Annotated in this window: 12 protein-coding genes; 2 read left to right on the top strand and 10 right to left on the bottom strand. The window is 65.5% G+C overall.

The annotated features are described in order from the left end of the window. Positions 1–15: 15 nt before the first annotated feature. The 9 genes from LWC34_RS27170 to LWC34_RS27130 all read right to left on the bottom strand — a co-directional run bounded on the left by LWC34_RS27170 (position 16) and on the right by LWC34_RS27130 (position 7304). Positions 16–291 (bottom strand): hypothetical protein, encoded by a 276-nt coding sequence (locus LWC34_RS27170; RefSeq protein ID WP_233727949.1) that lies wholly within the window; start codon positions 289–291, stop codon positions 16–18. Positions 292–697: 406 nt separating this feature from the next. Continuing rightward, positions 698–853 carry a hypothetical protein gene (locus tag LWC34_RS27165; RefSeq protein WP_233727948.1) on the bottom strand — a complete coding sequence of 52 codons (156 nt, stop codon included), beginning with the start codon at positions 851–853 and terminating at the stop codon, positions 698–700. Next, entirely contained in the window at positions 850–1851 is a 1002-nt protein-coding gene (locus tag LWC34_RS27160) for a proline racemase family protein (RefSeq protein ID WP_233727947.1), read from the bottom strand. The genes LWC34_RS27165 and LWC34_RS27160 overlap by 4 nt, the downstream gene beginning before the upstream one ends. A 1-nt stretch (position 1852) precedes the next feature. Continuing rightward, positions 1853–2755 carry a dihydrodipicolinate synthase family protein gene (locus LWC34_RS27155; RefSeq protein WP_233727946.1) on the bottom strand — a complete coding sequence of 301 codons (903 nt, stop codon included), beginning with the start codon at positions 2753–2755 and terminating at the stop codon, positions 1853–1855. After that, the gene (locus LWC34_RS27150) at positions 2752–4008 is read right to left on the bottom strand and encodes an FAD-dependent oxidoreductase (RefSeq protein ID WP_233727945.1); all 1257 of its coding nucleotides are present in this window, start codon (positions 4006–4008) and stop codon (positions 2752–2754) included. The genes LWC34_RS27155 and LWC34_RS27150 overlap by 4 nt, the downstream gene beginning before the upstream one ends. Next, positions 4005–4208 carry a 2Fe-2S iron-sulfur cluster-binding protein gene (locus LWC34_RS27145; protein ID WP_233727944.1) on the bottom strand — a complete coding sequence of 68 codons (204 nt, stop codon included), beginning with the start codon at positions 4206–4208 and terminating at the stop codon, positions 4005–4007. Before LWC34_RS27145 ends, LWC34_RS27150 begins: the two co-directional genes overlap by 4 nt. Next, on the bottom strand, positions 4199–5347 hold the full coding sequence (locus LWC34_RS27140; protein ID WP_233727943.1) for an NAD(P)/FAD-dependent oxidoreductase: 1149 nt from the start codon (positions 5345–5347) through the stop codon (positions 4199–4201). The genes LWC34_RS27145 and LWC34_RS27140 overlap by 10 nt, the downstream gene beginning before the upstream one ends. A 69-nt stretch (positions 5348–5416) precedes the next feature. Continuing rightward, positions 5417–5995 (bottom strand): helix-turn-helix domain-containing protein, encoded by a 579-nt coding sequence (locus tag LWC34_RS27135; protein WP_233728900.1) that lies wholly within the window; start codon positions 5993–5995, stop codon positions 5417–5419. Between the two features lie 79 nt (positions 5996–6074). Then, positions 6075–7304: a branched-chain amino acid ABC transporter substrate-binding protein gene (locus LWC34_RS27130; RefSeq protein WP_233727942.1), complete on the bottom strand. Its 1230-nt coding sequence runs from the start codon at positions 7302–7304 to the stop codon at positions 6075–6077. A gap of 420 nt (positions 7305–7724) precedes the next feature. On the opposite strand from LWC34_RS27130, the gene LWC34_RS27125 reads away from it, so the two are divergent. After that, the gene (locus tag LWC34_RS27125) at positions 7725–9278 is read left to right on the top strand and encodes a methionine--tRNA ligase (RefSeq protein WP_233727941.1); all 1554 of its coding nucleotides are present in this window, start codon (positions 7725–7727) and stop codon (positions 9276–9278) included. A gap of 143 nt (positions 9279–9421) precedes the next feature. Then, positions 9422–9961 carry an AAA family ATPase gene (locus LWC34_RS27120; protein WP_233727940.1) on the top strand — a complete coding sequence of 180 codons (540 nt, stop codon included), beginning with the start codon at positions 9422–9424 and terminating at the stop codon, positions 9959–9961. A gap of 35 nt (positions 9962–9996) precedes the next feature. On the opposite strand, the gene LWC34_RS27115 is transcribed toward LWC34_RS27120, so the two are convergent. Then, the gene (locus tag LWC34_RS27115; protein WP_233727939.1) at positions 9997–12312 is read right to left on the bottom strand and encodes a penicillin acylase family protein; all 2316 of its coding nucleotides are present in this window, start codon (positions 12310–12312) and stop codon (positions 9997–9999) included. Between the last annotated feature and the right edge of the window lie 63 nt (positions 12313–12375).

The raw sequence follows: 12375 nt of genomic DNA, 5'->3' as shown, positions 1-12375 counted from the left end.
ACCAGCGAAAGCCGGTCAGGACACCTGCACCATCAGGTCCCACTCCGACCTGGCGTCCGACCACCGGCAGTTGAACCCGAGCGCCCCGTTCTTTCTCACCCATTCCCTGCCCTTGGCAGTGCAGATCTCGAATGAAGGGTATTCCCCGGCCTTGACCCAGCCGTCCATCGCGCTCACCGCGGACGAGGGAATGTCTTGCGCCGCGCTTGCGAGGGGCGCGGCAGCGAGCACGGCGGCTCCCGCGAGCATTCCGCCGATCAGGACCCTGGCACTCAACTTCTTGATGATCACTCACTCCTCCGGTCCAGCACGGGCTCTTACCCGACGTAATCGGAGGCTAACACCGTGTTTTCGTTGGCACTGCCCCTGTTCAGGCTGCTTCAGCGACACCTGAAACCGGATGATCTTGCCAACCGTCGGCCACCCGTACCTCATCAAGGCCAGGCGCCCCAACGGTCGTGACCGACAGCAACGCGTGCCAGCGACACGCCAGAGGTCGTCCCGCAACCCAGCCACATAATCCCCAAGGCGGTTCGACGAATGACGATCCGGGCATGCTCACTGTCCGAACTGGACGACAAGAAGCCTGTGATCCAGATCCCCCACCAATCACCAGACACTAGACACCAGACATCCCACCGAACATCAGGACATCAGGACATCCCCCACCGCTCCCGGGGGGCGTCCCCGATCCATTCTATCGGTGGGGGTTGATCAACAGGGATTGTGTCGTGTGCGATGTGGACAACTCGGCGCCTGTGGACAACTCGGGGATGTGGATCTTCAGGCACTTGCCTTGCCCGCCGAACTCCGTACGCTCGGCATTGGCATTGCTTTCCTTCTGTCCGTTCAAAGTCTGAATCCGTTGGGGAAAGGATCGGTGGGGTCCAACAGGTATTGAGCCATACCGGTGATCCAGGCGCGACCGGTGACTGTAGGGACGACTGCGTCGAGCGTAGCGACGGTGGTCTCCTTGCTGAGCCGTCCGATGAACGAGGTCCCTAGCAAAGACTCGTTCACGAAGTCTTGCCCGATGGCGAGTTCGCCACGGGCGTGCAGTTGCGCCATCCGTGCGGAAGTGCCTGTGCCGCATGGGGATCGGTCGAACCAGCCAGGGTGGATGACCATGGCGTTGCGGGAATGGCTGCCGTCAGCCCCGGGGGCTACCAGTTGTACGTGTTTGCATCCGGCGAAGCGCTGGTCGCTTGGATGCACTGGTCGCCGCTCGGCGTTGATGGCCGCCATGATTCGCAGGCCTGCCGTCAACATTCTGTCCTTTTCGGACTTGTCAAAGGGGATTCCCAGGTCCTTGATGGGCAATATGGCATAGAAGTTCCCGCCGTATGCCATGTCGTAACGGACCTCACCGATCCCCGGCACGGTCACGACAGCGTCGAGCTCCAAAGAGAACGACGGCACGTTCTCGATGGTGACCGATTCGGCGCGGCCGTCGCGGACGAGGACTTCCGCGACGACCAAGCCTGCTGGCGTGTCCAGCCGGATGGTGGTGACAGGTTCGACTACTTCGACCATGCCGGTCTCCACAAGCACAGTCGCCACACCGATCGTGCCGTGCCCGCACATGGGCAAGCAGCCGGAGACCTCGATGTAGAGAACTCCGGTGTCGGCGTCCGGTCTGGTGGGTGGCTGCAATATCGCGCCACTCATGGCTGCGTGCCCACGCGGCTCGTTGACCAGGAACTGGCGAATGTGATCAAGGTGCTCGACGAAGTACGCGCGTTTCTCGGCCATGGTGTCGCCGGGGATCACGCCGACTCCGCCGGTGATCACGCGCGTCGGCATGCCCTCGGTGTGCGAGTCGACTGCGGTGAAGTAACGAGTGGCCCGCATTTCAAGCCACCCCTACCGCTCGCTGCATGTCGGCTTCCAACACCGCGAGCTGCTCTGTCGACAGTGGACCGCGGGGCGGTCGGCATGGTCCGCCATACCGACCGACGTAGTCCATCCCGTACTTGATCGCCTGGACGAACTCCGTTCGCGAGTCCCACCGGAACGCGCCGACCATGGCCTCGTACATGGCGCGGGCGTCAGCGACCTTTCCTTCAAGGGCAAGGGAGAACAGGCGCACGGATTCGGCCGGGAAGACGTTCGGGAAGCCAGCGAACCAGCCGGTCGCGCCCATCAGCACCGACTCGACCAACACGTCGTCGGCTCCGGCGACCACGGTCAAGTTCGGCGCCTGGTCGCGGATTTCGGTCACCCGGCGGACGTCGCCGGAGAATTCCTTGACCGCGACCACGTTGTCGATCTGGGCGATCTCCGCGAGCAACGCTGGCGTCAGATCGACCTTGGTGTCGAACGGGTTGTTGTAGACCATGACCGGCAGGCCGACTGCCGCGACCTGTTCGAAGTGCTTGATCACTTCGCCCGCATTCGCTCGGTACAGCGTGGGTGGCAGACACAGCACGCCATCCGCGCCATCCTCGGCCGCGGCCTCGGCCCAGTACCGAGCCTGGTGGGCGCCGACGCCGTGCACGCCGACCACCACGATTCCCCGGTCTCCCACAGTGTCGATCGCGGTGCGCGCCACGGCCCGGCGCTCGTCGTCGGTGAGGGACGAATATTCGCCGAGCGATCCGTTCGGACCGACGCCGCGGCATCCGTTCTCGATCAGCCACTGGCAGTGTTCGGCGTATCGGTCCAGGTCGACTCGGAGTCCGGCAGGCGCGGCCAGGTCTTCGGCGTACGGCAACGCGGTCGCGACGATGACGCCGTCGAGCTTTTCCTGTGTCACTGTTCCTCCTCGGCTGCGAGTTCGCTCAGACGAAGTGGCGCCGCGATCGGGCGCCGGTCGGTGAAGGCCACTCCAGTCAGGTCGGTCGCGTTGCGCAAGCAGGTCCGGCCTTGGCAGCGGCCAAGGCCCACTCGGCTGACCAGCTTCACGGTTCGCGGCCCAGTTGCTGCCCTTGTTGTGACGGCGTCGCAGAGCGCGCCATACGTGACCCGTTCGCAGCGGCAGACGATCGTGTCGTTGGCCAACCAATCCCACCACCCGGGTTGCAGTGGGTGTGCCTGGGCCAATGCTGCCGCGAATCTGCGGCCCTGGCGTACTTTTCGCAACGCATCGAGCGGTACGTCGCCACCGACGGCGGCAATCCCGGCGACGGTTCCCTCTGCCGCGGCGAGATCCGCACCGCCGATGCCGGTGATTTCTCCGGCCGCGAAGACACCGGGAACTGAGGTTGCCTGCGTCAGGCCGACTTTGACGAAACCGTCGGCCAGTTCGCATCCGGCTGCGACCGCGAGCTCCAACTGTGGCGTGAATCCGTAGCCGACGCAGATCGCGTCGACCTCGATTTCCTCCGTGTCTAGGACGTTCCAGTTGTCGTCGACGGTCGCGACGGTCGACGACCGGACCTGGTCGTCTCCGTATGCCGCCACCACGGCTGCCTGAGTTCGGTAGGGAATCCGGTGGCGTGCAAGCAAAGCCATGTACCGCGCGGCCTCGCCAAGTTTGTGCCGACCGGCGAGTGGAGTACGCAGCCAGCGCGCCGGGGAATTCGCTTCCAGCACACCGGCCACCGAGGCGCCGACGTCGATGAGCGACTTCGTGACCGCGAGCAGGAACGGCCCAGTCCCAGCCACGAGCACGCGTTTGCCGATCGCGAGGCGCTGTTCTTTGGCCAGGGTCTGTGCCGCGCCCGCGGTGTAGACGCCGCGAATGTCCCAGCCAGGAAACGGAATCACTCTGTCGTACGCGCCGGTCGCCAGGATGAGGGCATCGGCGTCGATCGAGCGGGCGCGCCGGTCCGGCCCATCCGCGGGACCGGAAAGTACGTGCGCTCGGCGTCCTTCGATCGCCCAGACCACAGTGGACGACAGATGCTCCACGCCGGGCACAGTGCGCGGCTGGTCGAACGGTTGCCGGAAAAACTGGCCACCAACCGACCGGCCAGCGTCGATCAGCACCACTCGCGCGCCATGGCTCGAAGCGGCTCTTGCGGCGCTGATACCTGCGGGTCCGGCGCCAACGACGACCACGTTCATGATCGAGTCCGCACGTCGTCACCGTCGACCGCTATTCGCTGACACGCACGAATGTCCTGGATGTCATTAAGCGTGACTACACAGTCGAAGCACACGCCGATCCCGCAGAACACCCTGGCACGGCCCACTTTGTGCAGCACAGCGGCCACGGTCTGGCCAGGCTGCGCGGGCACTTTCTGGCCGTCGACGGTCACGTGCATGACGTCACCTCCGGGCGATCCACGCGGAACGGCAACGGGTCGACAACCGGCGGCCGTCCCAGGAACAGGTCCGCGATCAGCTGGCCTGTTCCGGCGGCCAAGCCGATTCCGGCGCCTTCGTGCCCGGTCGCGTGCCACAGCCCAGGGACGCGCGGATCCGGCCCGATGACCGGCAGGTGGTCGGGAGCGTACGGCCGGAAACCGCCGTACGCCCGCATGACCGGTACTTGAGCCAACCCGGGAAACAGCCTGACGGCCTTGCGCGCCAGTTCGCGCAACACGGGTACGCGCATGGTGTCGTCGAATCCGACGCGTTCGCGGCTGGAGCCGATCAGGATCGTGCCTCCGCGGGTCGATTCGACCACTGTAGACGTCTGTAGGTCGGCCGCGCCGCTCTCGACCGCGCCGACGTAGTCCGCGTCGTAAACCTTGTACCGCACAGTGAATGAGGTGTGGCTCGTCACGAGAACCACTCCCCTACGCGGCTGGATGTTGATCGGCGCGCCCGCGCGTTCGCTGAATTGACCGGCCCACGGGCCGCACGCGTTGATCACCGCGCCGCACGACAGGAATCCCTCGGATGTGCGGAGCCCGCCTGGTCGGACTCCGATCGCGGTCACGTCTCCGCGGACCTGGCCACCTCGGCGCTGCACGGCGGCCAGCAATGTCGTAGCGGCCAGGACGGGTTGCAACTGGGCGTCGTCCGGGTAGTGCATGGCAGCCGTGACTGCTGGGGTGAGGTTTGGCTCAAGTGCCAGTGCCTCCGATGCCGTGATCAGGTCTGCGCGGACGCCGGCCTGGCGCTGGTGGTCAGCGAACTCGGCCAGGGCGTCGGCGTTCTCCAGCGCCACCACCAGGCCGCCCTTGGCGTCCCATTCCACCTCCGCCAACTCGGGTCCGAGCAGCTCACGAAGGGTGGCCAGCAGTTTCGGCCACCGTGCGACGGAGGCTTGGGCCAGGGCAAGTTCGGGGCCGGGTGGCTTGTCGGAAAGCAGGACGTTGCCTTCGCCCGCCGCGGTTGTTCCACCTGCGGGCGTGCCGCGGTCGATCACGGTGACCCGGAGCCCGGCCGCGCTGAGCGCCTCGGCGCACGCGGCGCCGATGATGCCCGCTCCGACGACGACGACGTCCGGCTGCATGACCACCACCGTTCATTAAAGTGAACGACAGCAGGGTAGTCGGAGATCCGTGGCTCATCCAATCGGCCGTTAGGGGTGCACGGGCGAGGCCACGGCTCCAGCGGGATATTGCAGCAGCAAGATGGACATCACCGGACCGTCGATGGCCTCGTAGATGTGCGGCCGATGAGCCGGGAAACAGATGTAGTCGCCCGGACCGAGGACGTAAGGCTCGTCCGGCGGGCCAAAGCGCAGCTGACCTGCCGTGACGGCAACGTGCTCAAGGCCGGGATGGCCGTCGGAGTGCTGGATCGCGCCGGGCCGGACGCGCTGGTCGTAAATCTCGACCACGGTGTCGGTCAGGTCCATCCGGCGCAGCAGCCGCAGGTCGACCGCGTTGCTGCTGAGCACGTCGAGGCTCGCCGAACGGACCAGCACCACGCCGGGATCGGTCCGCTCGGTCAGCAGGCTCGACACCGGGACGTTGAATGCGTTCGACAAACTGAACACGGTCTCGATTGTCGGGTTCCCGGTCCCCGACTCGAGCTGCGAGAGCGTGCCCTTGGCTATCCCGGAACGCCTGGCCAGTTCCGACAGCGACAGACCGGCTTGCCCACGCAACGCCCTGAGGTTCGCGGCCAGTACCTGGCCAGCCTGTTCCCTGACCACACCGGCCTCCTCGCGCTCGCGGAGCCCGAGGCTACCCAACCGCAGCTGGGTAGACCTCGGCACATACCGACGAAGGGGCTCAGCTTCCGGTGTACGTGCCAGACTCCTTCACGGCCCACTTGCCGTTGTCCACTTCGTACACCGTCAGAACCTTGTTGGTGCTGTCGCCGTACTGGTCGAACGCGACCTCGCCCGTCGCACCACTGCCCTTATAGCTCTGTACCTGGTCACGCAACGCGCCGCGCTGCGACTCGCTCCAGGTGCCGTTCGGGCCGAGGGTGTTGGCCAGGCTGGTGATGATGGCGTTCGCCGCGTCGTACGAGAAAGCCCCGAATCCACCGTATCCGTCGGCGTACTTCTTCGCGTTATACGCGTCGACGAATGCCTTCGCGGACGGCTGCGAATCGGTTGGCGCACCGACCGACGTCGCGAGGTCGCCCGGGCGGCCACCGAGTGCGATGTACTTGTCGTCGAAGATGCCGTCACCACCCATGACCGGCGCCTTCAACCCAGCCTCGCCTGCCTGCTTGCTCAACGGCGCGGCCACCGGGTACTCGCTGCCGACGTAGATCGCGTCCGGCTTCGCCGCCTTGACCTTGGCCAGCACGCCGTTGAAGTCGGTGTCCTTCTCGCTGACCCGCTCCTTCGCGACGATCTTGGCGCCGAGCTTGGTTGCCTGCTTGATGAATTCGGTCGTGAGGCCCACGCCGTAGGTCTTGCCGTCGTCGATGATCGCGATGGACTTCTTGCCCAACTTTTTGACCAGGTGGTCCGCAGCGTACGGGCCCTGGTAGGCGTCCGTCGTGACGGTCCGGAAGTAGTTGTTGAACTGGCGCTTGGGGTTGGCCGGGTCCGGGCCGGTGGTCAGCGACGGGTTGGTGTTACCCGGCGAGATCTGCACGATGTTCTTGGCAGCGAGAACGGGTTGGACGCTCTGCGCGACCGAGGAGTTGTACGTTCCGAGCACGCAGACAAGGCCATCGGTCGCGGCCAGCTTGGACGCTGCCTGGATACCGATCTGCGGGGTTGCCGTGTCGTCTTCCGGCTGCAGAACAAGCCGATAGCCCTTGACCGTGCATTTCTCGTTGGCCTGGTCGACGGCCAGCGCAGCCGCGTTCCTGATGCCGAGGCCGATCGACGATTGGCCACCGCTCAACGGCGCGATCAGGCCGATAATCAGCGAACCTTTACTTGTGTCGCATCCGTTGCCCTGCCCGGCCGCACCCACTTCGGTCTTGTTGGTGCCGCACGCGGCGAGCAGGAGCAAACCGGCGACCAGCGCACCGGCTTTCGCTGTCGGGTTGTGCACTTGATGTCCTTTCCTGGCGCCGCTTGCCTATTTTGTCGGCTACGACGCGATATCTGCCATTCGGTGCTGAATTGAATTCAATCGCTGCCGTGCGGCAATCGCGGCCAACCTAATGGCAGAACTTGTAAAAACATGGCCTATCCATTTCTTTGTTGGCCAGCTCCTGCCACATTGGTATAGAACTGCGCGTCGCTGTCTAGACCAGTTGTCGCATTTCACGGCTGACGATCCGATGGCAGTTTTCAATCAACATCATCTGTGAATGGCCCGTCCATGGCCGGACGGACGCGCAGCGGTCCGTAAGACACCGTCCGGCGGGGCCGCCGTCCGCGCGGACAACAGGCCGCCTCGCCCGGCCGAGGCCATCAGCCCACAGGTCGATAAGCTTGGGTGTCCGGCACGCAAGGGGTTAGGAACATCATGGCCGAGGCCGCTTTCATTTCGACGACCATCCCGTACGTGAACGCGCAGCCGCACCTTGGGCACGCCTTCGAGTACAGCCAGGCGGACGCGTACGCGCGCCACATGGCCAGCCAGGGCATGGACGTCTACTTCCTCAGCGGCTCGGACGAGAACAGCCTCAAGAACGTGCTCGCCGCGGAGAAGGAAGGCATCACCGCGCGCGAACTGGTCGACCGCAACGTCGTCTTCTTCGAGCAGATGGCCGCCGACCTGCAGACCAAGCTGTCCCGGTTCATCCGGACCAGCGTCGAGCAGGACCACATCGACGGCGCGATCGAGATCTGGCGCCGGATGGAAGCAAGCGGCGACATCTACGCCAAGGACTACGAGGGCCTGTACTGCGTCGGCTGCGAGCAGTTCTATTCGCCGGCCGAGCTGATCGACGGCAAGTGTCCTGAGCACCTGACCGTGCCCGACCTGGTCAGCGAGCGGAACTACTTCTTCCGGCTGTCGAACTACCAGGACAAGCTGCTGGCCGCGCTGGAGTCCGGCGAGCTCAAGGTGGTCCCGGAATCGCGCCTCAACGAGGTCACCAGCTTCGTGCGGTCCGGCCTCGAGGACATCTCGATCTCCCGGTCGACCGGCCGCGCCCGCGGCTGGGGCATCCCGGTGCCCGGCGACGACAACCAGGTCATGTACGTCTGGATCGACGCGCTGACCAACTACACCAACGCGCTTGGCTGGACCAGGGACGCGGAGGAGTACCAGAAGTACTGGGTCGACGCGGCCAAGCGCGTGCACGTGGTCGGCAAGGGCGTGACCCGGTTCCACGTCGTGTACTGGCCGGCGATGCTGATGTCCGCGGGCCTGCCGATGCCCACCGAGGTCGTCGTGCACGGCTACATCACCGCATCCGGACAGAAGCTCAGCAAGTCGACCGGCAACGTGATCGACCCGGCCGACCTGATCGCACGGTTCGGCTCACACGCCGTGCGCTACTTCCTGCTCGCGGAGTTCTCGCCGTTCATCGACGGCGACTTCAGCGAGGAACGCCTGATCGCGCGATACAACGCCGACTTGGCCAACGGCCTGGGCAACCTGCTGTCGCGTGCGACGAGCATGACCGTCCGATACCGGGATGGCGTCATTCCCGCGCCAGCCGAGATCGGCGACCCCGAGCGTTCACTGGCCGAGCAGCTCGTCGCCAGCGAGCAGGCGTCCATCGCGGCGATGGCAGGCTACGACCACCGCGAGGCCCTGGCTCGAATTTGGGACCTGGTGCGCCGGACCAACGCCTACGTCGACGAGCGCGCCCCATGGCACCTGGCCAAGGACCCGGAGCAGGCCGCCGCGTTGGACACGACGCTGCACTACCTGATCGGTGCGGTTCGCCAGCTTGGCCGTCTGCTGCTGCCGTTCCTGCCTGAGGCCGCCGAGACGATCGTGCGCACGCTTGGCGCCGAGCCCGACAAGGTGCCCGGTGCGCAAAACTGGCTCGACGCGCTGGCAGGCGTGCAGGTCACGAAGTCCCCGGCACTGTTCCCGCGGATCGAGGCGCCCGCCGAAGCGTGACCCGATAGCAAGTCGTGCTGGCCCTGCTCGCGATGAGCGCTGGTTCGATTCTCGCCGCGGTATCCGTCTAGTTCCGGGTCGCGAAATCCGGCGAACGAGTGTCAATCGGAGAACTGGACGAGGCGGTCCGACGTTGTCCCGATATGGACATTACGGTCGAGAGCCGAGCGCTGGTGGTCGTGGCGGGCTTGCCGGGATCGGGCAAGAGCACGCTGCTGCGGCACGCCAAGGCCAACGTGCCGATCTCGGTGCTCGACACCGACCAGGTGCGGGCGCTGCTGGGGCGCCTGCTGCCGTCTTCACTCCCCTACGGCTGGTACCGGCCGTTCGTGCACATCTTGCACACCGCACGGTTGCTGGCGACCGTGTTGTTCTCGTCGCGGCCGGTTTTGGTGCATGATCCCGCGACTGGTGCGGGCGCGCGGACGGCGTTTGCCCTGATGGGCGCGCTTTCTCGGCGGCACAAGCATTTCATTTGGATCGATTGCACGCCCGCTGAGGCGCTGGCTGGTCAGGTGGCGCGTGGACGGGTGCTGCTCAAATGGTCCTTTGCCCGGCATATGCGCAGGTCGCCGCAGGTGCGGTCACGGTTGTTGGCCGGGCGGCGTCCGCAGGGCTGGCACACGGCGCAGGTGGTCGACCGGACCACCGCGAGCACTGGGTTGCAGCTCAAAGTCGCGTGAGCGGGGGCAGGTCGACCTGCCCCCGCTTGCTCGCTCTATCCGCGCAGATAGACGATCTTCAGCTGCGGTGACGAGAGGATCTCGTGCTCGCAGAACCGGCCACGCACCCATTTGCCTTCGGCGTACAACCGGGTCTGATCAGCGAAGAAAGGCGAAGTCGGGTCGGTCGATTGTGCGTATGTAAGAAGCGTTCGTACATCTGGACAACGGTCGTTGTCGAACGAAACCGCCTGGATGTAGCTCGATCCGTGGACCAGCTCTGTATTGCCCTTCGCCGGGTCCCAAACCGGGAGCTGCACGTTGAGCACACCGAGTTGATTGGGCGCGCCGTGGACCGGGATCCGTTCGCCGTTGCGCACGACGAACTGGTGCTCGCCGAGCGGCGCGTCCATCGGGATCTTGGCGGCGCGCAGTTCGGCCACGGCGTCGGTGAACGCTTTGCGGACCGCCGGGCTGTCGGTGTTCAACGTGTTCGGCGTGCGGACCGGATCCGCGGCGTTGAACGGCACCTTCCATGAGCCTGGTGGGACCTTCAGCCAGAACCGCTCGAACAGCAAGGATCCTCTACTCCAAGTGGAGTACGTCTTGTCCATTTGTCTAATCGCCGTGCAGGCGTCCGCGACATCCGGCAGGTCAGCGCACATCCTTGCCGTGTCGTCCGCTGCGAGCTGAGCGGTCAGGCTGCGATCGGCGAACAAGGTGTCCTGGATGGCCTGCCGGGAGAACCTCTTGCCGTCCAGCTCCGTGATGGCCATCCGGGTGCGGGGGCCGCGCTCGGTGCCGACGTCGCCGATGATCCGCGGGTAGTTGGTGATCGGCGCGGCCGGGTTGGTCAGCCATGCGCTGTCGTTGGAGTTGGCGACGTAGTCCCTGCGTGTCAGCTGTGGCTGCCTGGACGGGCCAAGCAGTCCTGGCAGGATCGCGTCCGGGTCGTTTCCCCAGGCACAGCTGGTTTTCGCGCCGTCGAGCACGGCCACCCCGGTGCTCGGGAACACCGTGGCGCCGAGCGGGGTGTTGCAGCGCGTCGCCATCTCGTCGGTGATGTGCGGGACCACCTGGATGTCCGCATAGGTCGCGTTGCCGGACCGGTCGGTGGCGATCGTGTTGACCCACGGCGAGCCGAGGGTGTCCGACAGCGCCTTGACGATGCCGCGGGTGTCGCGGGCCTGCGCCATCTCGAACCACGTGTTGCCGGATCGGAGGTTGCCCCAGTTCGCGTCCCGCATGACGTACGCCGTGCTGCTGGTCCACGCCAGCGGCAGGCCGAGCGCGGAGTCGATCACCGGGCCGTATCGCGTCGACCAGAGTGTCCGTTCCGCTGTGGACAGACTGCCGTCCTGGTTGCGGCTCTGCACAGCGACCTTGCGGCTGGTCATCTGCTCTGGTTTGCCGTCGACCAGATAGGTCGTCGGCGCGCCGGGCACGAGTTGCAACTGGTACAGGCTGAACGGCCGTGGAGTGGCCACGGTGTGGGTCCACGCCACGTCCTTGTTGTAGCCGATCTGCACAAACGGCATCCCGAGCAGGCTCGCGCCTGAAACATCGAGACGGCCGGGCACGGTCAGTTGCGACTGCCAGAACCGGCGGCCGCCCTGCCAGGGGAAATGCGGGTTGCCCAGCAGCAGGCTCTTCCCGTTGGCCGTGGCGTCCCGGCCGAACGCGAACCCGTTGCTGCCCATGTCCTTCGTGACTTCCAGCGCTTCGCTGACCTTGCGCGCCGCGTCCTGCGGGATCGCGGGCGATTCGGTCGGCGCAGCCGGTGGCTTGGCCGAAGTGATCTGGTTGATCAGCAGGGCTTGGCCGCTGATCGTGGCCAGGGCGTGCATGTGCCGGTAGACGTCGAGTTCGGTGATCGGCCGGACCCACGCGGCGTCCCGGCACGCCGGGTCGGTGATGCGACGCTCGGCGACGAACCGGTTGTAGCCCGCGACGTAACCCCTGGTGACCTCTCGGGTGTCGGAGCTTGGCCCGAGTGGCTGGCGTTGATTCAGCGCCTGCTCCACCACGCCGGAGTCGTTGACTTGCTGGAAATACAGGTCACTTGCCAGGCTTGTCGACGCGCTGCCGAGCGCCGAATTACCCGGCGCGGCAGGGCCGAAAAAGCGCGACCGTTGAGCACTCACCGTGACGTAAAGGTCGGCGATCTGGCAGATGTTGTCCTTCGCGGCGGCATAGCCGAAGCCGTAACCGAGGCCGGCGAACGTATTCGCCTTGATGTGCGGAATGCCGTTCTCGGTGTAGCGCACAACGGCGGCAAAACCTCGTTGCTCCGCAAAGCTCACATTCGTGGTCAGCGGAACAGCCACGACGACCGCGGCGGTCAGCGTGATCACTCTTCTCGATAGGGACACGATCCTCTTTTTACGCCACCGCATCACGGATGGCATCCGGGAACACCCCGGGAACCGTTGACA

It is taken from the genome of Kibdelosporangium philippinense (assembly GCF_021390435.2).
GTDB classification, from domain to species: Bacteria; Actinomycetota; Actinomycetes; order Mycobacteriales; family Pseudonocardiaceae; genus Kibdelosporangium; species Kibdelosporangium philippinense.
This window is presented reverse-complemented; position numbering and strand designations above follow the sequence as displayed.

Bases quoted from the DNA above. Each gene is read 5' to 3' on its own strand.
- LWC34_RS27160 (WP_233727947.1), bottom strand. From the start codon at position 1,851: ATGCGGGCCACTCGTTACTTCACCGCAGTCGACTCGCACACCGAGGGC.
- LWC34_RS27150 (WP_233727945.1), bottom strand. From the start codon at position 4,008: ATGAACGTGGTCGTCGTTGGCGCCGGACCCGCAGGTATCAGCGCCGCA.
- LWC34_RS27145 (WP_233727944.1), bottom strand. From the start codon at position 4,208: ATGCACGTGACCGTCGACGGCCAGAAAGTGCCCGCGCAGCCTGGCCAG.
- LWC34_RS27140 (WP_233727943.1), bottom strand. From the start codon at position 5,347: ATGCAGCCGGACGTCGTCGTCGTCGGAGCGGGCATCATCGGCGCCGCG.
- LWC34_RS27125 (WP_233727941.1), top strand. From the start codon at position 7,725: ATGGCCGAGGCCGCTTTCATTTCGACGACCATCCCGTACGTGAACGCG.
- LWC34_RS27120 (WP_233727940.1), top strand. From the start codon at position 9,422: ATGGACATTACGGTCGAGAGCCGAGCGCTGGTGGTCGTGGCGGGCTTG.